The following is a 24318-nucleotide window of genomic DNA, read 5'->3' on the forward strand; positions in this document are numbered from 1 at the left end:
ACCGGAACCGGGGCGTCCCAGGCCCTGCCAGGAAGGAAGACCACCGCCGTGATCCGACTGCCCGCCGACGACCGCGCGGCCAGCCCCCACACCGGCTACACCCGCGCCCACTGGGAGGCCGCCGCCGACGCCCTCCTCGCCGCCGTGGAGCCGTACGCCACCCCCGACCGCGCCCTCTACCACCTGCCCGGCACCCGTGTGAGCCACGCCGGCCGGCTCTCCGACGGGCTCGAGGGCTACGCCCGCACGCTGCTGCTGGCAGCGTTCCGCCGCGACGAGAATGCGCTCGGCCGGTACGCCGAGGGCCTCGCGGCCGGCCCCTGCGGGGTCTGGCCGCGCATCACGGACCGCAGCCAGCCCCTGGTCGAGGCCGCCTCCGTCGCACTCGCCCTGCGGCTCACCCGGCCGCTGCTCTGGGACCGCCTGGACGACGCGGTGCGCCAGCGGACCGCCGCCTGGCTCGCGGACGCGCTCACCGCCGAACCCTGGCCGTGCAACTGGGAGTTGTTCCCGGTCACCGTCGGCGGCTTCCTCGCGGAGACCGGCCACCAGGAGGAGGCGGCGCGGAGGGCGATCGACCGGGGGCTGGAGCGGGTCGAGGGGTGGTACCTCGGCGACGGCTGGTACACCGACGGCGACGGCCGGAAGTTCGACTACTACAACGGCTGGGCCATGCACCTGTACACGGTCCTGCACGCCTGGCTGGCGGACGACAGCGACCTGCTGGACCGGTACGGCCGACGGCTCTCCCGTCACCTCGCCGACTACGCCCGCCTGTTCGGCGGCGACGGCGCCCCGATGCACCAGGGCCGCTCCCTGACCTACCGCTTCGCGACGACAGCCCCGCTCTGGCTCGGCGCCCTCACCGGCCACACCCCGCTGCCCCCGGGCGAGACACGGCGCCTGGCCTCCGGGGCGCTGCGGTACTTCCTGGACGGCGGAGCGGTCGACGAGCGGGGCCTGCTGCCGCTCGGCTGGCTCGGCCCCGACGAGTCCCTGGCGCAGAACTACTCGGGCCCCGCCTCGCCGTACTGGGCGAGCAAGGGCTTCCTGGGCCTGCTGCTGCCGCCGGAGCACGAGGTCTGGACGGCGCCGGAGCGGCCGGGGCCGGCCGACCGCGCGGACGGGGCACACCCCGTTCCCGTCCCCAACTGGCTGTTGCAGTCCACCCGTTCGGACGGCCTGGTCCGGCTCCACAACCACGGCAGCGAGGACGTCCGCTACGACCCGTACTACACCCGGCTCGCCTACTCGACCGCCACCGCGCCCGCGCCGTCGTACGACAACAGCGTGATCGTCGGCGGTGATCCCAGCCGCACGGGGATCGAGCCGCTCGGCACGGGCGAGGGCTGGATCGCCTCCCGGCACACCGTGGGCGCCGGCGTCACCGTCACCAGCCTGGTGGTGGTCCGGGGTGCCGTGGAGGTCCGGGCCCATCTGGTGGCCGGTGCGGCGCCCGGGACTCCGGTGCGGGTGACGGGCTGGCCGGACGCGAAGGGCGTACGGGCCGAACTCGCCCCGGTCACCTGTCTGTCGGCGGAGCTGACCGGGGTGACCGGGGACGGAGGGGCCACGCTCTTCGTGGCGCTGGCCCGGCTCACCGGGGAGCCGGACCCGCTGCCGCTCGCGGAGCTGGTGTCCGTGGCGGTGCGGGAGGACGACACCGGGGAACCGGGCCTCGAGGTGCGCGTGAGCTGGACCGCGGGCGAGACCGCCGCCTTCCGGTTCACGGCGCCGGACGGGGCGACGGCCGAGGCGTGGTCGGTGGCGCCGCGCTGACAGGAGGACGGGTCGGGGACGGTTCGGCGGGGACCGAACCGTCCCGAGCCTAGCGTGGCCGTATGACCGCAGAGCCTGCCCCCGCCCCGGCCTCTTCCTTCGCCTGCCTCCACCACCGTCCGGGCGAGCCGCTGCTGCTGCCCAACGCCTGGGACCACGCCTCGGCCGCCGCCCTCGCCGCCCGCGGGTTCCCGGCGATCGCCACGACGAGCCTGGCGGTCGCGGCGGCCGTCGGCCTGCCCGACGGGGAGGCGGCGACCCGCGAGCACACCGTCCGGCTCGCCCTGACCCTCGGCTCCGAGCCGTACCTCCTCTCCGTCGACGCCGAGGGCGGCTTCAGCGACGACCCGGAGGAAGTCGCCGCGCTGGCCCGTGAGGTGTGGGCCGCGGGCGCCGTCGGCATCAACCTGGAGGACGGCCTGGGCCCGGCCGGCCGGCACGCGGCGAAGATCGCCGCCGTGAAGGCGGCCGTGCCCGGTCTCTTCGTCAACGCCCGTACGGACACGTACTGGGCGGGCGACGGCGACGACAGGGACACCCTGCGCCGGCTCGACGCCTATCAGGAGGCGGGTGCCGACGGGGTCTTCGTCCCGGGCCTGACCGACCCGGGGCGCATCGCGGCCCTGGTCCGGCACACCGCCGTCCCGCTCAACGTCCTCTACTCGCCCACCGGGCCCACGGTCGCCCGCCTCGCCGATCTCGGCGTGCGCCGCATCAGCCTCGGCTCGCTGCTGTACCGGCGGGCGCTCGGCGCGGCCCTCGACGCCATGGCCGACATCGCGGCCGGGCGCACCCCGGGCGGTACGACCCCGTCCTACGCCGACGTGCGCGCACGGGGACGCAGCGTCTCGGTGAGCGCGTCGGCGAAGTCCTCGGGGTGATCCAGGGTGCCCAGATGCCCGCCCGGGAACTCGGTGAACGCACACCCCAGCCGCCCGGCGACCGACTCGGCCGTACGGTGCAGGACCTGACCGCGCGAGCCGGCGCCGGCGGCGATGGTGAGCCGGCCCCGGGGCGGGGCGGCGGCGGGCACGTACGCGGTGAACGGGCGCAGCACCCGGGCCAGGAAGACCCCCGTCGGGGTCGCCGACGCGCCCTCGGCGGGCGGCCGCCCGGGCCCGTCGAGCTGCTCGATCAGCTCGGCCCGCCGCGCGGCCCCGTCCGGCAGGACGGTCACGCACGGCGGCTCGTGCGCGACCACGTGCGCCAGCCGTCCCGGACACTGGGCGAGCAGGTCCAGGACCGCGATGCCACCGGAACTGGTCCCGAACACGGACGCGGGTTCACCCTCCGGCAGCACCTCCTCCAGCACCCGCCGCGCGCCCTCGCTCCAGTCCGCGACCCGCTGCTCGGCGACCGGCGCGCCGAGCCGGCCGTGCGCGAGGCCCAGCGGGTCGTACGTCACCACGGTGAAGCGGGTGGCCAGCCGCTCGGTGAGCGGCCCGAGACCCATCGGATGCCCGGCGCCACCCGGCACGAGCAGCAGCACGGGACCGCGGCCCGTGACGTCGTAGTGCGGCGTGTCAGTCATCGTTCTTCCGCTCCCCGTTCTCGCGCGGCCAGTGGGTGAGGGCGAGGTGCAGGGCGTCGACCGCCTTGTCCCAGGAGGCCCGCACGTCCCGGTCCGCGCCGAAGCCGCCCGCGCTCTGCAGGACGCAGTAGCCGTGGAAGGTGCTGCGCAGCAGGCGCACCGCGTCCGTCAGGTCCGGTTCCTCCAGACCGTAGGCGCGCAGCATGCCGTAGGTGATCTGCGCGGTGCGGCGCAGCGCGGGGGAGTCGGCGACCAGGGTCTGGTCGATGCGGATCTGGGTGGCCGCGTACCGGCCCGGGTGTTCCAGGGCGTACTCCCGGTAGGCGCCGGCGAACGCCGTCAGCGCCTCCTTGCCCGCCCGGCCGGCCACGGCCGCCGCGATCCGGTCGATCAGCTCACCGCCCGCGTACAGCGCGAGCCGGGTGCGCAGGTCCTGGAGATTGCGGACGTGCGAGTACAGGCTCGCGTCCTTGACGCCGAAGCGGCGGGCCAGCGCGGAGACGCTGAGGTTCTCGAACCCGGCCTCGTCCGCCAGTTCCGCGGCCCCCGCCACCACCCGCTCGACACTGAGCCCCGCTCTCGCCATGCGCCCGCCTCCCTTGAATGTCTAGGGCATAGCCTAGAGCATCTAGGGAAGTGCTCAGCCGATCGGCGCGTACAGCACTCCCAGCTTGTCGATCTCGGTGCCGGAACGGCCGGTGAAGCCGACGATCTGCCAGCCGCTGGGGGCGGTGAAGGCGGCGGTGTCGGCGGTCGGAGTCCCCGCTGCGAGGGTGCGGCCCTTGTCGGTGGTGAAGGCGGCCGAGAAGATCCGGGTGCGGCCGTCCTTCTGGCCCTCGGTGAGCTTCACCGAGGTGAGGTGTTCGCCGGCGGCCAGGGTGAGGGAGGCGGCCGTGCCGCCCGTGCCGCCGTGGGCGAGGGCCGTGCCGCCGTCGTGGGTGAGGGACACGGCGTCCAGGCGGGCGCCGCCGCGCAGGGCGAGGGTGCGCGGGGACGGGGTCGCCGGCAGGTCGTCGGCGTCGTTGAAGGCCGTGCCGTGCGGGCCGCCGAAGAAGTCGCTCGCCCGGAGCTTCGGGCTCGGCGTGTAGGAGAAGTCGACGGTGTGCGGGAAGTGGTCGGAGAGGTTGCCGCCGGCCGCGTCGAGGAACGACGCCCACTCGTCGTGGTAGCGGGTCGCGGTCAGCGAGACCAGGTCGTTGCCGCGGTAGAGGATCTTGTCGACCACCTCGCAGTCGTCGGGCGGCGCGGACGCCGGGCACAGCAGCGGGTCGGCGCCCTGCGCGGGGGCCGTACCGCCCTTGACCAGCCGCACCCAGGCGTCGGTCAGGCCGTTGTCGGCGACGAGGGTGCGGATGGTGTCCCCGGCGCGGGTGTACCGGGTGTTGGTGTCACCCATCACGATCACCGCGTTGCCCGCCGAGTTGGCCCGGACGAAGGCCGACAGCTGCGCGATGTTGGCACGGCGCGCGGCCAGGGCGTCGTCGGTGTCGTCGGCGTTGGGGTGCAGGTTGTACAGGTCGACGTAGACGCCCTCGGCGAGCCGTACCCGGGCCAGGGTGAAGCCCTTCGGGGTCAGGCAGTTGGTGCCGGTGCAGTCGTTCCACCTCACCCGCTCGAAGTCCTCGAACGGGTAGGCGGAGAGGGTGTTGAGGCCGTCGCCGAAGCCCGCACCGCCGCTGGTCGCCGTGCGGTAGGGGTGGTGGTCGCCCGCGTAGAGCGCCGCGTGGTAGTTGAAGTCCTCCTGGACGTTGACGATGTCGTATCCCGCCAACCGCGGCGAGATCAACGGTGTGTTGGTGGCCGGATGGCTGGAGCTGAGTCCCTCCGGGAGTCCGGCCACGTTGTAGGTCAGGACACTGAAGCCGCCTGGTTCGGCGGCCTGTGCGCTACCGGCCGAGGCGGTGAGCCCGGACACGGTCAGCAGGCCGGCGGCGAGAGCGCCGAGGAGTCGTCCCATGGGTCGCATGCGACCCATGGTCACGTCAACTCGACTGCGATTGAAGAGGAGTTCAGCAAACGCTTTCCGTCGCGGAGAAGACGAACGAGAACTCCGCCGGCCGGGCCCGCAGGTGGTACCGGGGCAGCGGGGCCGGGCCGCAGGACTGGGAGCCGATGCCGTGCTGGGCGTGGTCCAGGTTGACCCAGACGGTGTCGCCCGGCACCAGGTCGGTGCGGTGGGCCGCGGTGTCCAGGTGCTCGGTGGTCCAGCGGCGGGCGGTGAGGAAGAACGCCGGGTCGCCCTCGATGCGCAGGCCGCCCAGCTCCGCCCAGCGGACGTCGATCCGGGCGCCGTTCTCCTGGGGGCGGACGTAGGGGGTCTGCATGCCGTCCACGGTCGACTGCCAACGGCCGATCCGGGACGCCGTCCTGGTGTCCGGATACGCCTCGCCGGGGCCGCCGCCGTACCAGCGCACGGCGTCGGCCGCGGACAGTCCGAAGCGGATGCCGAGCCGGGGCAGCGGGACCGTCCAGTCGCCGTCCGGGGTGGTGGACACGGTCAGCCGGAGCCGGTCCCCGTCCGACGTCCAGCGGTACACCGTCGACAGCCCCAGCTCCCGGGCGGCCGGCGCCACCCGGGTGCGGACCGTCAGCGCGTCCCCGCCCACCTCGACCGCGTCCAGGCGGTGCCGCATCCGGTGCAGACCGAGCGTGCGCCACAGCAGCCCGTAGCGCAGGTCGCTCTGCCAGGCGGCGCCGTCGTCGTTGTCGGTCGTGGCCCGCCACACGTCCAGCCGCAGACCGGTGACCGGCACCCCGCCGATCGTCCGCGGCGCCCCGGTACGGGCGTCGAACACCGCCGGGCCCAAGGTGATCACGCCGTCACCGGGCGCCGGGCGGGCGGTCGCGGCGACGTACGGCACCCGGCGCTCCGACACCGGGAGCTGGCCCCAGGCGACGACGTGGCCCTTCGGCGCCCACGCCGTGTCGGACGCGAGGACCGCCCGGACGGTCCAGTGGGCCTCGCCGGCCGGTGCCCCGCCCGGTACGGCGGGCAGCTTGACCTCGGCGGACTCGCCGGGCGCCAGCGCGGGCACCGACAGGGTGCCGCAGTCCACCGTCTCCCCCTCGACCTCGTACACCCAGGAGAAGGCCAGCGCCGACAGGTCCGCGAAGTCGTACTTGTTGGTGACCCGGACCGTTCCGGCCGCGCCGTCCGTGCCGTCACCGGTGAGGGCGACCGGTTCGATCACCTTCTTGTACTCGACCAGACCGGGTGAGGGTTCGCGGTCCGGGAACAGCAGGCCGTCGCAGACGAAGTTGCCGTCGTGCAGCTCCTCGCCGAAGTCACCGCCGTAGGCGAAGCCCAGGTCCGGGTGGGTGATGCCGTGGTCGATCCACTCCCAGACGAAGCCGCCCTGGAGCCGGTCGTGGGTCTCGAACAGCCGCTGGTAGTCGGCGAGTCCGCCGGGCCCGTTGCCCATGGCGTGCGCGTACTCGCACAGGACGAAGGGCAGTTCGCGGCGCTTGTGCGTCCCGCCGTCCAGGCCCCGGCCGATCCGCTCGACCTCGGCGTGGTCGGCGTACATCCGCGAGTACACGTCCGTGTCACGGCAGCCGAGGTCGCCCTCGTAGTGCACGAGCCGGGAGGCGTCGCGGCCGTGGATCCACTCGGCCATCGCGGTCAGGCCCCGGCCGGTGCCGGCCTCGTTGCCCAGCGACCAGATGACGACCGACGGGTGGTTCTTGTCCCGCTCGACCATGCGGGCCGCACGGTCGAGCAGGGCCGGGGTCCAGCGGTCGTCGTCGACGGGGTTGTCCCGCCAGCCCTGCTCGGTGAAGCCGTGCGTCTCCAGGTCGCACTCGTCGATCACCCACAGCCCGTACTCGTCGCACAGGTCGAGGAAGGCGGGGTGCGGCGGGTAGTGCGAGGTGCGGACCGCGTTGATGTTGTGCCGCTTCATCAGCAGCACGTCCTCGCGCATGGTCGCGAGGTCCAGGGCGCGGCCCCGCTCCGGATGCCACTCGTGCCGGTTGACGCCCTTGAAGAGCACCGGGCGGCCGTTCACCTTGATCAGGCCGTCCGACAGTTCCACCGTACGGAAGCCGATGCGCAGCGGCACCCGCTCGCCCTCGGTGGCCAGCACACCGTCGTACAGCCTCGGCGTCTCCGCCGTCCACGGCTCGACCGGGACGGTCACCGGCTCCCCGGTGGCGACGTCGATGCCGAGATCCGGGACCGTGACCCGGCCCGGCACCTCGGACTCGACGCGGAGGGTGCCGGTGCCGGACACGTGGTCGTAGGAGGCGTGCACGAAGAAGTCCCGGACGCTGCCCGCCGGGCGGTGCAGCAGGGTGACGTCCCGGAAGATGCCCGGCAGCCACCACTGGTCCTGGTCCTCCAGGTACGAGCCCGCCGACCACTGGTGCACACGGACGGCCAGGACGTTCCCGGCGGGCTTCAGCAGGTGCCCGACGGTGAATTCGTGCGGCAGCCGCGAGCCCTTGAACTCGCCCAGCTCGGTGCCGTTCAGCCAGACCCGGGCGCAGGACTCCACGCCGTCGAGGCGCAAGCCGGCACCGCCGTCGGCCGGCCAGTCCGCGGGCAGGTCGAAGGTGCGCAGATGGTCGCCGGTGGGGTTCTCGGTGGGCACCCGGGGCGGGTCGACCGGGAACGGGTAGAGGTGGTTGGTGTAGACGGGGGAGCCGTGGCCCTGGAGGACCCAGTGACCGGGGACCGTGACCTCCGCCCAGTCACCGGCGTCGTACCCCTCGGCCGCGAAGGAGTCGTCCTCGGCGTCGGCTGTGTCCGACAGTCGGAAGCGCCAGCTGCCGTTCAGCGAGAGGGACTTGGCGTCCGAGGACGCGTACCAGGCGCGGGGTGGCAGCGCCCCGGAACCCGGCGAGACGTCCTCGACGTAGGCGGCGGTCGTACGGAAAGACATCGGTCTCCTAGCTCAGCCCTTGATGCCGGTCTGCGCGATCCCCTGCACCAGCCAGCGCTGGAGGAAGAGGAACACGAACAGCAGGGGCAGGATCGAGATGGCGGTCGCCATGAAGATCAGGTGGTAGTTGACGGTCTGGTTGGTCATGTACGACGACAGCGCGACCTGGACGGTCCAGGCGTTCGGGTCCTGGCCGATGACCAGCGGCCACAGGAAGGCGTTCCAGCCGTTGATGAAGGTGATCGTGGCGATCGCCGCGAAGAAGTTCAGCGAGTTCGGCACCACGACACGCCAGTACGCGCCCCAGTAGCCGAGCCCGTCCACGCGCGCCGCCTCCTCCAGCTCCTTCGGGAACCCGAGGAAGTACTGCCGGAACAGGAAGCAGGTGAAACCGCTGAAGAGCCCCGGGACGATCAGACCCCGGTAGCTGTCCACCCAGCCGAGGGACGACACCAGCACGAAGCTGGGGACGAAGGTGACCGCGGCCGGGACCATCAGGGTCACCAGGACGGCGTAGAAGATCTTGTTGGCGTGCCGGTAGGGGATACGGGCGAGGGCGTAGCCGGCAAGCGAGCAGACGAACAGCGTGCCGACCGTGTGCAGGACGCCGACCACCAGCGAGTTCCACATCGACCGGCCGAAGTCGACCGTCGTGTCCTCGAACGGCTCGGTGATGTTGTCCCACTGGATGTGGGTCGGGAAGAACTTCCAGTTCTCGCCGGTGATCTCCGGGTCGGTGGACAGGGCGTTGCGGACGATCAGATAAAAGGGGATGAGGAAGAGCAGCGCGGCGACACTCGTGGCGATGTACAGGCCGGTGGAGCTGATCACCCCGCCGCGCCGGGCGCGCTTGCCGGTGTCGGGTGCGGTCGTGGTCACTTGGACTCCTCACCCCTTCCGAAGCCCATGATCCGGCCCTGGAACAGGGTGACGACACAGATCAGCACGGTCAGTACGACGGCTCCGGCGCTGCCCTTGCCGTAGTTCTGGTCCTGGCCGAGGGCGGTGTAGTACAGCTCGACCAGCGGCGGGCGGCCCCAGGTCGTCTTGGCCAGCAGGTTGAAGAACTCGTCGAAGGCCTGGTAGGCGGCCACGAGCAGCAGCAGGATCACGGCCGTGGAGGTGGCCCGCAGCTGCGGCAGGGTGATGTACCGGAAGGTCTGCCAGCCGCGCTTGGCGCCGTCGATGGCGGCGGCCTCGTACAGCTCCTGCGGGATGTTCTGGAGCGCGGCCAGGAACAGGATCATGTAGAAGCCGGACTGGAGCCACAGCCGGGCGGTGATGATGACCAGCCAGTACCAGGGCGGGTCCGGGTTGGCGAGCCAGGCGGTGTTGTCCACGCCGAACAGGCCGAGGACCGTGTTCGCCAGGCCGAAGCGCACACCGTTGAAGATGGACATCTTCCAGACCAGCGAGGCCGCGACATAGCTGCACGCGGTCGGCAGGAAGAACACCGACCGGTAGAACGCCCGCATGAACCGCAGCCGGTTCACCAGCAGGGCGAGGCCCAGGGACAGCGCCCAGGTGGTGGGCACGATGAACGCGGCGAAGACGGTGAAGGTGCCGAGCGAGCCCATGAACCCGCTGTCGGAGAGGATCTCGCGGTAGTTGCCCAGCCCGACGAACTCGCTGGGCGTGACGGTGAAGCGGGCCTCGAAGAAGCTGAGGTAGAGGCTCCAGCCGATCGGGACGTAGACGAAGACGATCAGCCCGATCAGGAAGGGGCTGCTGAAGAGCCAGAAGTTGAAGGTGCGGCTGCCGAGCAGCCGCCGCCGCGGCCGGGCCTCGGGGGCCCCCGCCGGGGCGGTGCTCGTGACACCGCGCGCGGTGGTCGTAGACATGGCGTGATCCGTCCGGCGGCCTATCCGAACAGCTTCTTCAGCTCGGCGTTGACCGTCTTGTCGCACTTGTCGAGCGCGGCCTCCGGGTCACCGCCCTTGCGGACGCAGTCGGCGAAGACGTCCTCCGTGGCGGTGATCATCGCCTGGGTCCAGCCGATGTTGTCGAAGTGCCCGTACTCGCTGAAGAGCTTCACGCCTTCCGCCGGCAGGCCCGACTTCAGCTTGCTCGTCGACTGGGCGATGGAGGTGCGCGGCGGGATGTGGAAGCCGTACGAGGTCGCCCAGTCCTCCTGGTACTTCTTCTGGTCGATCCACAGCCACTTCACGTACTCCTTGGCCGCATCGACGTTCTTGCCCTTGGCGTTGACGAACATCGACCAGCCGCCGTTGTAGACGGACGGCTTGCCCGCGTCGCCGACCTTCGGGAACGGCATGATGCCGAGGTCGTCGCCGAGGGCCTGCTGGAACTGCGGCATGGCCCACATGCCGCAGAACTGGATGGCGCACAGCCCCTGGTTGAGGGCGGAGGGGTCCCAGAAGTCGGCCGGGGCGTCCAGCAGCAGATCGCCGCTGGTGAACAGCTTGCGCATCTTCTTCAGGCCCTCGACCACGCCGTCCGTGTGGTAGGCGATCTCGTTCTTCTCGTTCAGGGTGTCGGCACCGGCCGACCAGATCAGCGGGTTGATGACCGCGTGCAGGTCGTTGCCGAGGAACACGCCCTTGACCTTGCGCGTGGTCAGCTTGGCGGCGGCCTCGATCAGCTCGTCCAGCGTCTGCGGCGGCTCGATGCCCGCCTTCTCCAGCATCGACTTGCGGTAGAAGAAGAACTGCGGGTCGTCGATCATCCGCACGCCGTAGATCTTGCCGTCCACCGTGTGCGACCGGATGTCGGCCTGGTTGAAGTCGTCCTTGGCCGGCTCGATGATGTCGGTCAGGTCCGCCACCTGGCCGCTCCTGACGAGCTGGATCTGCGGGTGGAACTCGAACAGGTCCGGCGCCTGGTCGGTCAGCAGCGAGGCGAACAGCTTGCTCTCGAAGTTCGAGCCGGTGATCCACTGTGTGGTCACGTTCGCCTTCGTGTAGGCCTTCGCGTAGCGCTTGATCGCCTGCTCGGTACCCGGTTCGCCGTAGGCGTGGAAGTACTGGACGAGCTGCTTGCCCGAACCGGAGCCGCCGCCCCGGCCGTTGTTGCTGCCGCACGCGGCGAGCGTGCCGGCGGCGGCCAGGCCCGCGGCGGCCCGGAGTATCGATCGGCGGTCCCAGGTGCTGCTCTGTGCGGACATTGCTGACGTCCTTGTCTGTCGGGTTCGACGGTGCGGCTCTCACGCCCGGCGGCCCTGCCGGCGTCGGCCGGGTGGCCCGCAACGGGGGCGTGGTGCGGGACGCTAACCTTCGGCTAAGGCTTCGGCAAGGGGTTGGACGAAGTGGGTACGACTTGTTGTACGCGGTTCGGGATCACGAACGGGCTGTCCGGGCAGGCGAGTTGAGGGCCGCCGGGTCAGGGGAGTGGCCGGCGGCCCTCGGTACGGGGGAGCGGTCGCGCTAGCGCCGGGTCCAGGCCTCGTTGGCGCCGCCGGTGCAGCTGTAGAGGATGACCTCGCTGCCGTCGGCCGTCGCCTGCCCGCCGACGTCCAGGCACCTGCCCGACGCCTCGTTCACGATCTGCCCGTTGCCGTTCAGCAGCCAGCGCTGGGAGCCGCCACCGCTGTACGAGGCGACGGCCGTCAGGTTCGAACCCGCCGCCGTCAGATAGCCGTTCGCACCCTTCAGGGTGCCCCGGGCGTCGTACGACCACGACTGCCCGGCCGTGCCCGTGCAGGCGGCGATGGCGGCGCCCGAGGCGTCGGCCGTCAGGCACTTGCCCGACTGGCCGCCGACCAGGGCACCGGTCAGCGCCGAACTGCCGTGTCCCTTCCCGTCCAGGACGTACGTGGTGATCGAACGGGCCGCGAGCGTCGCGGACAGGGTGCCGCCGGTGACCGACGGCTTCGCCACCCTCGCCCAGTTCTCGTCGGCGGAGGTCCGCACGGCCTGCCGGGCCCGTACCGGCGAGTCGCTGTTGAAGTGCAGGTTCAGCGCGGTGTCGGACGCGTTGTGGTTGTTGGCCACCACGACCCAGGTGCCGTTGCGGTCGTAGGCCGACACCTCCACGCCGTCCGGCACCCCGGTCACGTTGTGCAGGGCCGCGCCCGGCCGCACGAAATTGCTGTACTGGCCCAGCGCGTAGTAGCGCTTGGTGAAGTACAGGGACTGGTTGCCGTTCTTCGCGTAGTCCGGGTCGTAGTAGATCAGCCCGTCGTTCCAGCCCTCGTCGTTGCGGGCGTTCGGATCGCTGCCGAACATCTCCGACAGCGCAACCCACCACTGGAACGCCGAGTCGTGGGCGGTCGCGAAGTCCTTGTAGATGATCCGGGACAGGTTCAGCCCGCCGTCGATCGTCGGGTCGTACTCCTGCGCCCAGCCGGTGCCGCCCTTGCCGAAGCAGCAGATCTCCGTCGACCAGGACTCCTTGCCGGCCGCCTTCGACGTCTCGTACACCTGCGCGCGGTTCGCGTCGCTCGGGTTGTCGTACGTGTGATGGGCCAGCTTGGCGACGTACCGCGCGGTGCCCGGCTGTGAGATCCACTGCGGGACCTCGGAGTTGAACTTCACCGTGCTGGTCGACTCGTCGGCGATGATCGTCGTCTTCTGGTGCCGGGCCCGCTGCTCGGCGCCGAGCGCGCGCACGATGTCGTCGCGCTGCGGGACGTCGACCAGCATGCCTTCCTGGCCGCACGAGTCGAAGCTGTTCGTCGGCTCGTTGAACGGGCTGATGTAGTCGAACTTGACGCCCTGCTCGGCGAAGTGGTCGGTGACGTCGGCGATGTACGTGGCGAAGTCCTTCTCGTTCTCCGCCTTGAGATAGCCTCCGCAGCTCTTGCCGTTGGTCTTCCACTGGGCGGGCGCGCTGTTGACGAAGCCGATCAGGTCCTTGACGCCGTACTCGGCGGCGGCGTCGAGGAAGTAACGGCCGGCCTCGTCCTTGCTCCAGTCGTAACCGCCGTCCGGATCCAGGAAGTCCTCGGGTGCGCGCGGCGCGTACGTCACACCGGTGCCGCCACCGCCGATGTTGTAGCGGTACGAGCTGAGGGCCAGGCCGTCCTTGGAGAACAGCAGCTCGGCGACCCGGGCCCGGACCGCCGGGTCGAAGTTCTTCAGGTCGTTGACCCACCAGGCCCCGGAGGCACCGATGTTGTCGATGGTCTGGGCGGCGTGCGGGGAGACCTGCGCCGTCGCGGGGGCGGCCTGGGCGGTGGGGGCGGATATCAGGGGGCCCGTGACAGCGAGCGCGGTCGCGGCTGTCAGGAGGGCGGGTCTGGTGAGGCGGGGGTGAGACACGTGCATCCCTTCCGTCGTCATGAAGGCGGTGCGGTACGGCTCCGTGCGTGCGTGCGTTTCACTGCCCTCTGCCCGACGGACTGCAGCGCCCCCTCCAGCGCGAACGTGGCCGCGCCGAGGGACACCGGGTCGGTGGGGATCGGGGAGAGGACGATCTCGGTGGCGGCCAGCGGCCGGCGCAGGGCGTGCCGGGCGACCGCCTGACGGACCTCCCCGAGCAGCGGCTCGCCGAGCCGGGCGGCCACCCAGCTGCTGAGCACGACCACTTCGGGGTTGAGGAGATTGATCAGGTCGGAGATGCCGGCGCCGAGGTAACGGGCGGTGTCCCGGACGACCTTGAGCGCGACCGGGTCGTTCTCGGCGACCGCGCGGGCCAGCGCGTCGATGGTGGCGGTCTGGTCCTCGGGGTGCAACAGGGTGGAGCGCGGGCTGAGTTCGCGCAGGTTCTGCATGATGCCGGGCGCGCCGACGTACGTCTCCACACAGCCGTGGTTGCCGCAGTGGCACAGCCGGCCGTCCAGCACGAGCGTGGTGTGCCCCCACTCGCCCGCGCTGTTGCTCACGCCCCGGTGCAGCCCGCCGCCGAGGGCCAGGCCTGCGCCGACCCCGGTGCCGAGGTTGACCACCACGGCGTCCCCGCGGCCCCGCGCCGCCCCGAACCACAGCTCGGCCACCGCGCAGGCGCGCAGCGGGTTGTCCAGGTAGAGGGGGTAGGCGATGTGGTCGGCGAGCAGGTCGAGCAACGGCACGTCGTGCCAGTCCCAGTTGGGCGCGTACTCGGCGACGCCGGTGTCCCGGTCCACCTGGCCCGGCACGCTCACCCCGACGCCGAGCACCCGGGCCGCCTCGACCCCGGCCTGGGCGACCACCGAGCCGACCGCGGCGGCGACGTGCCCGACCACCTGCTCGGGCCGGCTCTCACCGGGCCGCATGTCCTCGTCGGCCCGGGCCAGCACGTTCAGCGCCAGGTCGAACAGCTCGACGTGGACGTACGTCTCGGCGATGTCCACGCCGATCAACGCGCCCCCCGACGCGTTGACGGCGACCAGCCCCCGGGGGCGGCCCCCGGCGGAGTCCTCGAACCCGACCTCGGTGATCATGCGCAGGTCCAGCAGCTCGCCGACGAGCGTGGCCACCGTGGCGAGGCTCAGCCCGGTGGCCGCGGCCAGCTCCTGCCGGGAGGTGGGAGACTCGGCGATGATCTGGCGCAGCACCTCGTAGCGGTTCGCGGTGCGGATGTCCCGTGATGTGCGCTTCACGCGGCTGCCCCTCCCGTCCCGTGCGGACCAGTCCAGGCCGGGGCGGCTTCGGCACCGGCGCGGGCGTCAGGCTATGGGCTGGGATGGACTTTCGACAAGGGGTTAGGAAAGGGGCTGGAGAAAGTCCCGGGCGGCTACCAGTGGCCGGGGAGGCCGAGGAGGTCCCGCACGAAGGCGTTGGCGAACGTGCCGGACGGGTCTGTGTGGCGGACCAGGGACGCGAAGTCGTCGAACCGCGCGTACCGCCCGCGGAGCACGGCCGCGGGGACCTCGAAGACCTTCCCCCAGTGCGGGCGCGGGTCGAACGGCTCCAGCACCTCCTCCAGCCGGCGTACCACCGGCAGCACGGCCGCCTCGTCCCGCACCCAGGTGAAGTGCAGCGCGACCGAGTCCCGTCCGTGGGCCGGGCTCAGCCACTGCGTGTCGGCGGCGACCGTCCGCACCTCGCAGGTCTGCAGCACCCCGGCGACCGTCTCGCGGATACCGTCGACGGCGTGCAGCGCGTCGAGGGCCGCCGACCGGGGCAGCAGGTACTCCGACTGGGTCTCCTCCCCGCTGCTCGGCGTGAACTCCGCCCGGAAGTGCGGCAACCGCTCGTGCCACGGCCCCGGCACACCGAGCTGCTGGGTGCAGTTCCGGGCGGGCATGCCCGGCACCGGGTGCAGCGGGCCGGCCGCGGGCGCCGCCCACGGGAAGTCCACCGCCGGCCGGTCCGTGCGCCGCTTGACCCACACCTGCCGGAAGCCGGGCCGCCGCCAGTCCGTGAACAGGCTCACGCTGTACCCGGCGGCGGCGACGGCGTCGAAGTCCAGTCCGTCCAGGGGGAGTTCGGTGTAGACGCGCTGCTCCACCTCGTACGCCGGCTCCAGGTCGAGCGTGAGCGCGGTGACGACGCCCAGCGCGCCGAGGGAGGTCACGAAGCCGTCGAAGCGCGGGTCGTCCCGGCCGATCGTCCCGGTGTCGCCGGCCGCGACGACCATCTCCAGCTCCCGGACCGCCGACGCCAGCGGAGCGTTGTCGACGCCCGAGCCGTGTGTGCCCGTCGCCACCGAACCGGCCACCGAGATGTGCGGCAGCGAGGCCATGTTGGGCAGCGCGAGCCCGTGCGCGTGGACCGCGCGGGCCAGTTCGGCGTAGCGGACCCCGCCCGCCACCCGGACCGTACGCGCCGTCGTGTCGACGTCGATCGTCCGGGGCAGCCCGGCGGTGGAGATCAGGATGCCGTCCGGGCCCGGGTCGGCGATCCGGTTGAAGGAGTGCCCGCTGCCCAGCACCCGTACCCGCGTGCTGTCCCGCACCAGCGCCGCCAACTCCTGCGGCGTGCGCGGACGGTGGAACTCCCGCGCCGCGTACGTGACGGTGCGCGCCCAGTTGGTGGGCGCGCCCGCGCCGTCCCTGGTCCCCGTGTCCGCTGTCTCGGTCATCCGTGCGTCCCTCCACGAGAGTTGCGTGTCCCCCGACCCTCTCATCCGGCGCGAACCGCCGTGGAGCTCGACTTCGGGGCCCGTGCAGCGGATTTCGTTGTTCATTGACTCTAAAACTCTGGAATTCGCAAAAAATTTCGCCGATCCCTGTCTTTTTCGATAGCTTCGGCGGCATGACCTCGCACCCCCTCCCCGCTCGCCTCCCCGAGACCGACCGCACCCGCCACCGCCGCCTGCGCGAGCAGGGCAGCCTGGAGCGCGCCGATCTCGACGCGATCCTGGACGCCGGTTTCGTCTGCCACCTGGGCGTGGTGGTCGACGGACGGCCGCTGGTCGTGCCGACCGTGTACGGGCGGGACGAGCGCCGGCTGTACGTCCACGGCTCCGTGGCCAGCCGCAGCCTCGCCGGCGGCCTCCCGGTCTGCGTGACCGTCACGCACATCGACGGGCTCGTGCTCGCCCGGTCCGTGTTCGAGCACGGGGTCAACTACCGGAGCGCCGTGATCCACGGCGACGCGCGCAAGGTCACCGACCCCGACGAGAAGCTGGACGGGCTGCGCCGGCTCACCGAGCACGCCACGCCCGGACAGTGGTCGTACGCCCGCCGCCCGAACCGGAGGGAACTCGCGGCCACCACCCTCCTCGCCCTCTCCCTGGAGGAGGCCTCCGTCAAGATCCGTACGGGCGCCCCCGACGACGGTGACGGACCCGACGCGGCCCTCGGCCTGTGGGCGGGCGTACTCCCGCTGACCCAGTCCTGGGGCGCTCCCGTACCCGACCCGGCCCTGCCCCCCGGGACCGCCGTACCGGAGCACATCGCGCGCCGGGAGGGGACCCGGCACGGATGAGCCCGGGATGGGGGCATACGGTGAGATCCGTACGCCTGAACCGGGAGGAGACAGACGGATGGGCAGTCGTACCGCGCTGGTCGAGGATCTGATGCAGCGGTTCCCGCACGTGCCGCGGGAAGCCGTCTTCAAGGAGGACCTGCTCCGCGGCGGTGTCGCCTTCGACCGGTCCGCCCTCAGTGACAATGAGGGCGGGGACGTCAAGCCGAAGTCGTACTTCATCTTCTCCTTCGACCACGGCACCCTGCCCGAACTGGGCGAGGCCGCGCTGCGCCGGCCGCCGGAGGAGATCATCCTGACCGGCGGCCCGTACGACCTGAGGCGTACGGTCGTCTCCGTACGGGTGAACCCCGCCTCGCCGTACCGGGTCGCCGCCGACGAGGAGGGGCTGCTCGGGCTGTACCTCGACGGCAGGCGCATCGCCGACGTCGGGGTGCCGCCGATGCCCGAGTACTACCGGCACACCCTGTCCAACGGGAAGTCCGTCATGGAGGTCGCGCCGACCATCCAGTGGGGCTACCTGATCTACCTCACCGTCTTCCGGGTCTGCCAGTACTTCGGCGCCAAGGAGGAGTGCCAGTACTGCGACATCAACCACAACTGGCGCCAGCACAAGGCGGCGGGCCGGCCGTACACCGGTGTCAAGGACGTGGAGGAGGTCCTGGAGGCGCTGGAGATCATCGACCGCTACGACACCCAGAAGGCGTCGACCGCCTACACCCTCACCGGCGGCGCCATCACGTCGAAGGTGGCGGGCCGCGACGAGGCCGACTTCTACGGCCACTACGCCAAGGCCATCGAGGAGCGCTTCCCGGGCCGCTGGATCGGCAAGGTCGTCGCCCAGGCACTGCCCAAGGCGGACGTGCAGCGGTTCAAGGACTACGGCGTGCAGATCTACCACCCCAACTTCGAGGTGTGGGACCGCCGGCTGTTCGAGCTGTACTGCCCCGGCAAGGAGCGGTACGTCGGCCGGGACGAGTGGCACCGCCGGATCCTGGACTCCGCCGAGGTGTTCGGCGCGCGCAACGTGATCCCGAACTTCGTGGCGGGCGTGGAGATGGCCGAGCCGTTCGGCTTCACCACCGTCGACGAGGCCATCGACTCCACCACCGAGGGCCTGCGCTTCTTCATGTCGCACGGCATCACGCCCCGCTTCACCACCTGGTGCCCGGAGCCCACCACCCCGCTCGGCAAGGCCAACCCGCAGGGCGCCCCGCTGGAGTACCACATCCGGCTGCTCCAGGCCTACCGGCAGACGATGGACGACTTCGGCCTGTCCTCCCCGCCCGGCTACGGCCCGCCCGGCCCCGGCCGCGCGGTCTTCTCCGTCAGCTCCTTCATGGACAGCCTGCCCGCGAACGAAGCCGTACCGGTGTGAGCCGAAGCGCGTCCGCATCCGTACCAGAGGCCGGAGTTCCGGGGTCCGTAGCGGCGCGCACGCCTGCCGCCACCGTCGGTAGCCGGATGTGAACAGGCCGCTTGTCAGTTGTGTCGAGGACGTGAAAGGCTCTGTGCGCTGCCGCGAGGTTCCCCTTAACTCCCTTTTCCCTTTGGTGAGTTGACCTCGCTCGTGGATGCAGGAGTCCCATGCCCGACCTGCCGACCCCCCAGGACGACACCGAGGCCGCGCTGTTCTCGGAGTGCTGGGACGCGGTGCTCTCGTACGCGGACCTGTGCACCTCCGGTTCCCTGACGGCCCATCAACTGGCGACCGAGGCGTTCACGCTGGGCATGCGCGAGGTCCGCGCCGCCGCGCACACCCATGTGCGCGGCGCCGGCCGCCGTACCGCACGGCTGCCGACGATCCCGGCGCTGCTCACCGCCGTACGCAACACCGCCGCCGCCTGGGAGGCCGGCGGACAGGGGCACCGGCTCGACCCCGACCTGCGGCTGTGGCTCAACTCCGGGAACGCCGCCCGCTTCTCGGGGCCCCCGCTCGACCGCCCCGTCGCGCTGCGCGGACTGCGGGACATGCAGGAGGCGGACGCCGAGCTGCTCTGGCTGGCCGAGGTCGAGGCGCTCCCGCTGCCCACCGTGGCCCGCCGGCTCGGCCTGGAACCGGCCACCGTCACCGACGAACTCGACCAGGTCCGCACCCTGTTCCGGGACCGCTGCCACCGCGCCCACCTCGACTCCCCGATGGACGCGCAGTGCCGCAGCTACGCCCGCCTGCTGGACGCGGTCACCCGCTCGGCCGTCGCCGAGACCCCCGGCGACCTCTCCCGGCACCTCGCCACCTGTGTGCGGTGCGCCGAGGCCGCCGCCTGCCTGCGCCTGCACGGCGGCGGACTGCCCGCCGCGCTGGCCGGCGGAGTGATCGGCTGGGGTGGCCTCGCCTACCTGGAGCGGCGCCGCCGCGCCACCGAGGTCCGCCTCGGCGCGGGCCGCCCGGGCACCGACGACCCCGCCGACCCCGCCGAGGGCACGGGCCGCAGCCGTGTGCTGCGCGGCGGACTGCTCGCCGCCGCGGTCCTGCTCTCCGCACTGGCGCTCGGCGTGTCGATGATGCCGTTCGGCGGCTCCGGCGACGACACCGCCGCCGCCCAGGACGACCGGCAGCCGGTCGCCGACCCGGACCTGTCCAGCACCGCGCCCCGCCCCACCGGCTCGTCCTCCGCCACCCCCACCCCGAGTCCCACGAACGACACCCCGCGCCGGAGGAAGCCCGACCCCGAACCCCAGGGCACCTCCTCCGCCACCCACCGCACCGGCCCCGCCGGCGCCCCCGCCACCACCCCGTCGGCGGGCTGCCGGGTCGCCTACGAGCTGGACAGCCAGTGGCCCGACGGCTTCCAGGCCACCGTCACCGTCACCACCGACAAGGCCCTCAGCGGCTGGCGGGTGTCCTGGTCCTTCCGCGACGGCCAGCAGGTCGGCCAGATGTGGGACGCCACCGTCCAGCAGAACGGCTCCCGCGTCACCGCCACCGCCGCCGACTACAACAGGACGGTCGCCGCGCACGGCACCCTGTCCTTCGGCTTCCTCGGCACCTGGACGGACACCAACCGCACCCCGCACGCCTTCGCCCTCAACGGGGAGCCCTGCACGACCGGCTGAGACTGCCGCCGGAAAACCCTTTGACGCACGAGCCCGCCCGCGGGCTACAGTTGCCGGGCACGCCGAGGTGGTGTGCGCACGCGCGAGCGAGAAAGAGGAGGTGTCGACCGATGGCTGTCACTGTGCTGGGCGCTGCCCTCATCCAGGAACTCCTCAAGTCCACCTCCGTGGCCACCGGCTGAACCGACCGCGCGACCCACGCGCCCGCGCAACCCACGCGCCTGGCCGGGGCCACCCTTGTGAAGGGTCTCCCTTGACTTCCACCTCCGCTGTGTTCCCCGCACTGTCTCCCTACGGCTGGGACGAGGACTGGGCCGACGCGTTCGCCCCGTACGCCGCCGACGGACTGCTGCCCGGCCGGGTCGTCCGGGTCGACCGCGGCCAGTGCGACATCGTCACCGCGGACGGGACCGTCCGCGCCGACACCGAGTTCGTCGTGCCCCGCGATCCGATGAAGGTCGTGTGCACGGGGGACTGGGTCGCCGTCGACCCCGACGGCGACCCGCGGTACGTCCGCGCGTACCTGCCGCGCCGCACCGCCTTCGTCCGCTCCACCTCCTCCAAGCGGTCCGAGGGGCAGATCCTCGCCGCCAACGTCGACCACGCCGTCGTCGCCGTGTCCCTCGCCCTGGAACTCGACCTCGGCCGCGTCGAACGCTTCCTCGCCCTCGCCTGGGAGTCCGGCGCCCAGCCCGTCGTCGTCCTCACCAAGGCCGACCTCGTGCCGGACCCGGTCACCCTCGCCCACCTCGTGCAGGACGTGGAGACCAGCGCGCCCGGCGTGCCCGTGCTCACCGTCAGCGCCCTGCACGGCGACGGGCTCGACGTGCTCGTGGCACTCGTCGGCTCCGGTACGAGCGTGCTGCTCGGCCAGTCCGGCGCGGGCAAGTCCACCCTCGCCAACGCGCTCATCGGCGCCGACGTCATGGACGTGCGGGCGGCCCGGGACGTCGACGGAAAGGGGCGGCACACCACGACCACCCGCAACCTGCTCGCCCTGCCCTCCGGCGGGGTCCTCATCGACACCCCCGGGCTGCGGGGCGTCGGCCTCTTCGACGCGGAGACCGGCGTCGGGCAGGTGTTCTCCGAGATCGAGGAACTGGCCGAGGGCTGCCGGTTCCACGACTGCGCCCACGAGACGGAGCCGGGCTGCGCGGTGCGTTCCGCCGTGGAGGACGGGGAGCTGCCGGAGCGGCGGCTGGAGAGCTACCGCAAGCTCATGCGGGAGAACCAGTGGATCGTGGCCAAGACGGACGCCCGGCTCCGGGCCGAGATCAAGAAGGACTGGAAGCGCAAGCACGCCGTGGGCAAGGCGGCGGTGGAGGCCAAGCGGCGGGGCTGGAGGTAGGCGCGCCGTACGCCCGGGCCGGGGGGACCGGTTTGATTCGCCGGCCGGGCCCGGGGCGGGTGCGGCTCGCCCACCGGGGCCGGTGCCGGCGTCATGTCCGGTTTCCGCTGGCCCGGCCCCGGCCCGGCGTCCCACACTGGAACGCGTGAAGGACGAAGACAGCAGGTACGAGGCGGTGCGGAGCCGGGACGGGCGGTTCGACGGCGTGTTCTTCTTCGCCGTCGAGACCACCGGCATCTACTGCCGCCCCAGCTGCCCGGCCGTGACGCCGAAACGGCACAACGTGCGGTTCTTCGCCACGGCCGCCGCCGCGCAGGGCTCCGGTTTCCGGGCCTGCCGGCGGTGCCGGCCGGACGCCGTGCCGGGCTCGGCGGAGTGGAACGTCCGCGCGGACGTCGTCGGCCGGGCCATGCGGCTGATCGCCGACGGCGTCGTGGACCGCGAGGGCGTCGCCGGGCTCGCCACGCGGCTCGGCTACAGCGCCCGGCAGGTCCAGCGGCAGCTCACCGCCGAACTGGGCGCCGGGCCCGTGGCCCTCGCCCGGGCCCAGCGGGCCCACACCGCCCGCGTCCTGCTGCAGACCACCGAACTGCCGGTCACCGAGATCGCGTTCGCCTCCGGGTTCGCCAGCGTGCGGCAGTTCAACGACACCGTCAAGGAGGTGTACGCGGCGACACCGACCGAGCTGCGGGCCGCCGCCCCCGGGGGCCGCTCCGCCCGCCGGGCCACCCCCGGCACCGGCATCCCGCTCCGGCTCGCCCACCGCGGCCCCTACCAGGCCGCCGCCGTCTTCGACCAGCTCGCGCGGGAGGCCGTACCCGGCGTCGAGGAGGTGACCGGCGCCCTGGGCGCCCGCACCTACCGGCGCACCCTGCGGCTGCCGTACGGCACCGCCCTCGCCGCCGTCCAGGAACGCACCCGCGCCCCACGGGCCGGCACCGGCACCCACCCGGGCGGCTGGCTCGACGCCCGGCTGCACCTCACCGACCCCCGGGACCTCACCACCGCCGTGCAGCGGCTGCGCCGGCTGTTCGACCTGGACGCCGACCCGTACGCCGTCGACGAGCGGCTCGGCGCCGACCCCCGGCTCGCCCCGCTGGTCGCCGCCCGGCCCGGGCTGCGCTCGCCCGGCGCCGTGGATCCGCTGGAGCCCGCCGTACGCGCCCTGGCCGGCACCCACGGCGCCCAGGAGTTGGTGCGCCGGTACGGCAAGGTGCTGGACGCCCCCCACGGCGGCCTCACCCACCTCTTCCCGGAGCCCGGCGTCCTCGCCGAGGCCGAGCCCCGCGGCCCGCTGGGTGCGCTCGCCGCCGCCCTCGCCGACGGCACCCTGCGGCTGGACCCGGGCGCCGACCGGCACGACGCCGAGGAGGCCCTGCTCGCGCTGCCGGGCATGGACCCGGCCACCGTCGCCACCCTCCGTGTCCGCGCCCTCGGCGACCCCGACGTCGCCCCGCCCGGCGCCGATGTCCCCGACGGCTGGCGGCCCTGGCGGTCGTACGCCGTCCAGCACCTGCGCGTGGCGGGAGAGCCCGTCCGCTGACCGCCCGCCCGCTTCATGAGCCGCTGTTCGTTCCGCGCGGCCGTTCGCGGCGTTGCGCCGAGTGGGTGGACCGTCCCGGATCCTCCGGCGGCACCGCCCGGCCATGTGGCACGGTCGCCTCCGAGGGCCACGGGGAAGTCCCCGGCGGGCCTCGGGGAAGGGCGGGCAGACATGGCCAGGTTCGTTCGGGTCCTCGCGGTCCTCCTCCCGGCGCTGCTGCCGGGTCTCACGGCACCGGCCGTCGCCGAGCCGGCCCCGCTGCCCTGGACCGGCAGTTGGGAGACCGCGCCCTCCGGCACCGCCGCCGCGCTGCCGGGTGCCGCCGTCCGCAACGTCGTCCACCTCAGCACCGGCGGCACCGCCGTCCGTGTCCGGCTCAGCAACCGGCTCGGCACCAGGCCGCTGCGTCTCGGCGCGGTCACCGTCGCCCTGCGCCGCGCCGCCGGCCCCGACGCCGTGCCGGGCAGCCTGCGCACCGCCACCTTCCAGGGCGCCCCGGAGACGACCGTCCCGCCGGGCGCGGACACGCTCACCGATCCGGTGCCGCTGCCCGTACCGGCCGGAGCCGACCTGCTCGTCACCGTGTACACGCCGGACGACTCCGGGCCCGCCACCTACCACCGCACCGCCCTGCAGACCAGCTACCTGGCCCGGCCCGGCGCCGGCCGGGCCGCCGACGAGGCCGGCACCGCGTACACGGAGACCACCAGCCGCTGGTACTACGTCACCGGTGTCGACGTCCGCGGGTCCGCCGCCGGCAGCGTCGTCGCGTTCGGGGACTCGCTCACCGACGGCAACGGCTCCACCCCCGACACCAACCGCCGCTGGCCCGACCGGCTCGCCCAGCGGCTCTCCCCGCAGCGGCTCGGCGTCCTCAACGCGGGCATCGCCGGCAACCGGCTGCTGCGCGACGGCACCGGACCGAGCGCCCTCGCCCGCCTGGACGCCGACGCCCTGGACCGGGCCGGCGTGCGGTCCCTGGTCGTCCTTGAGGGCATCAACGACATCAAGGGCACCCCGGCGGCGAACGACCCCGCCGCGTTCGCGGCCGCCTACCGCACCCTGGTGGCCCGGGCCCACGCCCGCGGCATCCGGGTCGTCGGCGTCACCCTCACCCCGTACCGCGGTTACCCCGCCTGGACCGCCGCCGGTGAGGAGGTACGGCAGCGGGTGAACGCCTTCATCCGCACCGGCGGCGCCTTCGACGCGGTCGCCGACGCCGACGCCGTCCTGCGCGACCCGGCCGACCCCGGGCGCATCCTGCCCGCCTACGACCCCGGCGACCATCTGCACTTCAACGACGCCGGCATGGCCGCCGTGGCCGACACCGTCCACGGCGCCCTGACCCGCCGCTCGCCCGGCCGGCCCGCCTCGTGTCCCCGGGCCGGTGGGAACTCCTGCTGCCCGGCGTGCTGATCGCGACGGGA

General features: G+C 72.7%; 18 protein-coding genes. 8 read left to right on the forward strand and 10 right to left on the reverse strand.

Going from position 1 to position 24318, the window contains the following annotated elements:
• Positions 1-51 precede the first annotated feature (51 nt).
• Together ACZ4U1_RS12760 and ACZ4U1_RS12765 are read left to right on the forward strand one after the other, a co-directional pair.
• Complete coding sequence (locus ACZ4U1_RS12760) at positions 52-1779, forward strand: DUF2264 domain-containing protein (protein ID WP_467902929.1); 1728 nt, start codon at positions 52-54, stop codon at positions 1777-1779.
• A gap of 62 nt (positions 1780-1841) precedes the next feature.
• Positions 1842-2660 carry an isocitrate lyase/PEP mutase family protein gene (locus ACZ4U1_RS12765; protein ID WP_467902681.1) on the forward strand — a complete coding sequence of 273 codons (819 nt, stop codon included), beginning with the start codon at positions 1842-1844 and terminating at the stop codon, positions 2658-2660.
• Here ACZ4U1_RS12765 and ACZ4U1_RS12770 read toward each other — a convergent pair.
• The 10 genes from ACZ4U1_RS12770 to ACZ4U1_RS12815 all read right to left on the reverse strand — a co-directional run bounded on the left by ACZ4U1_RS12770 (position 2594) and on the right by ACZ4U1_RS12815 (position 16095).
• Entirely contained in the window at positions 2594-3310 is a 717-nt protein-coding gene (locus ACZ4U1_RS12770) for an alpha/beta fold hydrolase (protein WP_467902682.1), read from the reverse strand. The genes ACZ4U1_RS12765 and ACZ4U1_RS12770 overlap by 67 nt on opposite strands.
• Positions 3303-3896, reverse strand: coding sequence for a TetR/AcrR family transcriptional regulator (locus ACZ4U1_RS12775; protein WP_467902684.1), 594 nt, complete (start codon positions 3894-3896; stop codon positions 3303-3305). The genes ACZ4U1_RS12770 and ACZ4U1_RS12775 overlap by 8 nt, the downstream gene beginning before the upstream one ends.
• 54 nt (positions 3897-3950) lie before the next feature.
• Complete coding sequence (locus ACZ4U1_RS12780) at positions 3951-5267, reverse strand: jacalin-like lectin (RefSeq protein ID WP_467902930.1); 1317 nt, start codon at positions 5265-5267, stop codon at positions 3951-3953.
• A 52-nt stretch (positions 5268-5319) separates the two neighbouring features.
• Positions 5320-8193 (reverse strand): glycoside hydrolase family 2 TIM barrel-domain containing protein, encoded by a 2874-nt coding sequence (locus ACZ4U1_RS12785; RefSeq protein WP_467902686.1) that lies wholly within the window; start codon positions 8191-8193, stop codon positions 5320-5322.
• A 12-nt stretch (positions 8194-8205) separates the two neighbouring features.
• Positions 8206-9072, reverse strand: coding sequence for a carbohydrate ABC transporter permease (locus ACZ4U1_RS12790; RefSeq protein ID WP_467902688.1), 867 nt, complete (start codon positions 9070-9072; stop codon positions 8206-8208).
• Positions 9069-10034 carry a carbohydrate ABC transporter permease gene (locus ACZ4U1_RS12795; protein WP_467902690.1) on the reverse strand — a complete coding sequence of 322 codons (966 nt, stop codon included), beginning with the start codon at positions 10032-10034 and terminating at the stop codon, positions 9069-9071. The genes ACZ4U1_RS12790 and ACZ4U1_RS12795 overlap by 4 nt, the downstream gene beginning before the upstream one ends.
• A 20-nt stretch (positions 10035-10054) precedes the next feature.
• Positions 10055-11317: an ABC transporter substrate-binding protein gene (locus tag ACZ4U1_RS12800; RefSeq protein WP_467902692.1), complete on the reverse strand. Its 1263-nt coding sequence runs from the start codon at positions 11315-11317 to the stop codon at positions 10055-10057.
• A gap of 259 nt (positions 11318-11576) precedes the next feature.
• Entirely contained in the window at positions 11577-13418 is a 1842-nt protein-coding gene (locus ACZ4U1_RS12805) for a glycoside hydrolase (RefSeq protein ID WP_467902694.1), read from the reverse strand.
• 11 nt (positions 13419-13429) lie between these two features.
• Positions 13430-14671, reverse strand: coding sequence for an ROK family transcriptional regulator (locus ACZ4U1_RS12810; RefSeq protein ID WP_467902696.1), 1242 nt, complete (start codon positions 14669-14671; stop codon positions 13430-13432).
• Between the two features lie 134 nt (positions 14672-14805).
• On the reverse strand, positions 14806-16095 hold the full coding sequence (locus ACZ4U1_RS12815) for an FAD-binding protein (protein ID WP_467902698.1): 1290 nt from the start codon (positions 16093-16095) through the stop codon (positions 14806-14808).
• A 173-nt stretch (positions 16096-16268) separates the two neighbouring features.
• On the opposite strand from ACZ4U1_RS12815, the gene ACZ4U1_RS12820 reads away from it, so the two are divergent.
• The 6 genes from ACZ4U1_RS12820 (at position 16269) to ACZ4U1_RS12845 (ending at position 24307) form a co-directional block, all read left to right on the forward strand.
• The gene (locus ACZ4U1_RS12820) at positions 16269-16943 is read left to right on the forward strand and encodes a pyridoxamine 5'-phosphate oxidase family protein (protein WP_467902699.1); all 675 of its coding nucleotides are present in this window, start codon (positions 16269-16271) and stop codon (positions 16941-16943) included.
• A 58-nt stretch (positions 16944-17001) separates the two neighbouring features.
• Positions 17002-18321: a radical SAM protein gene (locus ACZ4U1_RS12825; protein ID WP_467902700.1), complete on the forward strand. Its 1320-nt coding sequence runs from the start codon at positions 17002-17004 to the stop codon at positions 18319-18321.
• A 209-nt stretch (positions 18322-18530) separates the two neighbouring features.
• On the forward strand, positions 18531-20000 hold the full coding sequence (locus ACZ4U1_RS12830) for a cellulose binding domain-containing protein (protein WP_467902702.1): 1470 nt from the start codon (positions 18531-18533) through the stop codon (positions 19998-20000).
• Between the two features lie 253 nt (positions 20001-20253).
• Complete coding sequence (rsgA, locus tag ACZ4U1_RS12835) at positions 20254-21348, forward strand: ribosome small subunit-dependent GTPase A (RefSeq protein WP_467902703.1); 1095 nt, start codon at positions 20254-20256, stop codon at positions 21346-21348.
• A gap of 145 nt (positions 21349-21493) precedes the next feature.
• Positions 21494-22891, forward strand: coding sequence for a DNA-3-methyladenine glycosylase 2 family protein (locus ACZ4U1_RS12840; protein WP_467902705.1), 1398 nt, complete (start codon positions 21494-21496; stop codon positions 22889-22891).
• Positions 22892-23062: 171 nt separating this feature from the next.
• Positions 23063-24307 carry an SGNH/GDSL hydrolase family protein gene (locus tag ACZ4U1_RS12845; protein WP_467902707.1) on the forward strand — a complete coding sequence of 415 codons (1245 nt, stop codon included), beginning with the start codon at positions 23063-23065 and terminating at the stop codon, positions 24305-24307.
• Positions 24308-24318 lie beyond the last annotated feature (11 nt).

This window comes from Streptomyces sp. NPDC028928, from assembly GCF_055564915.1.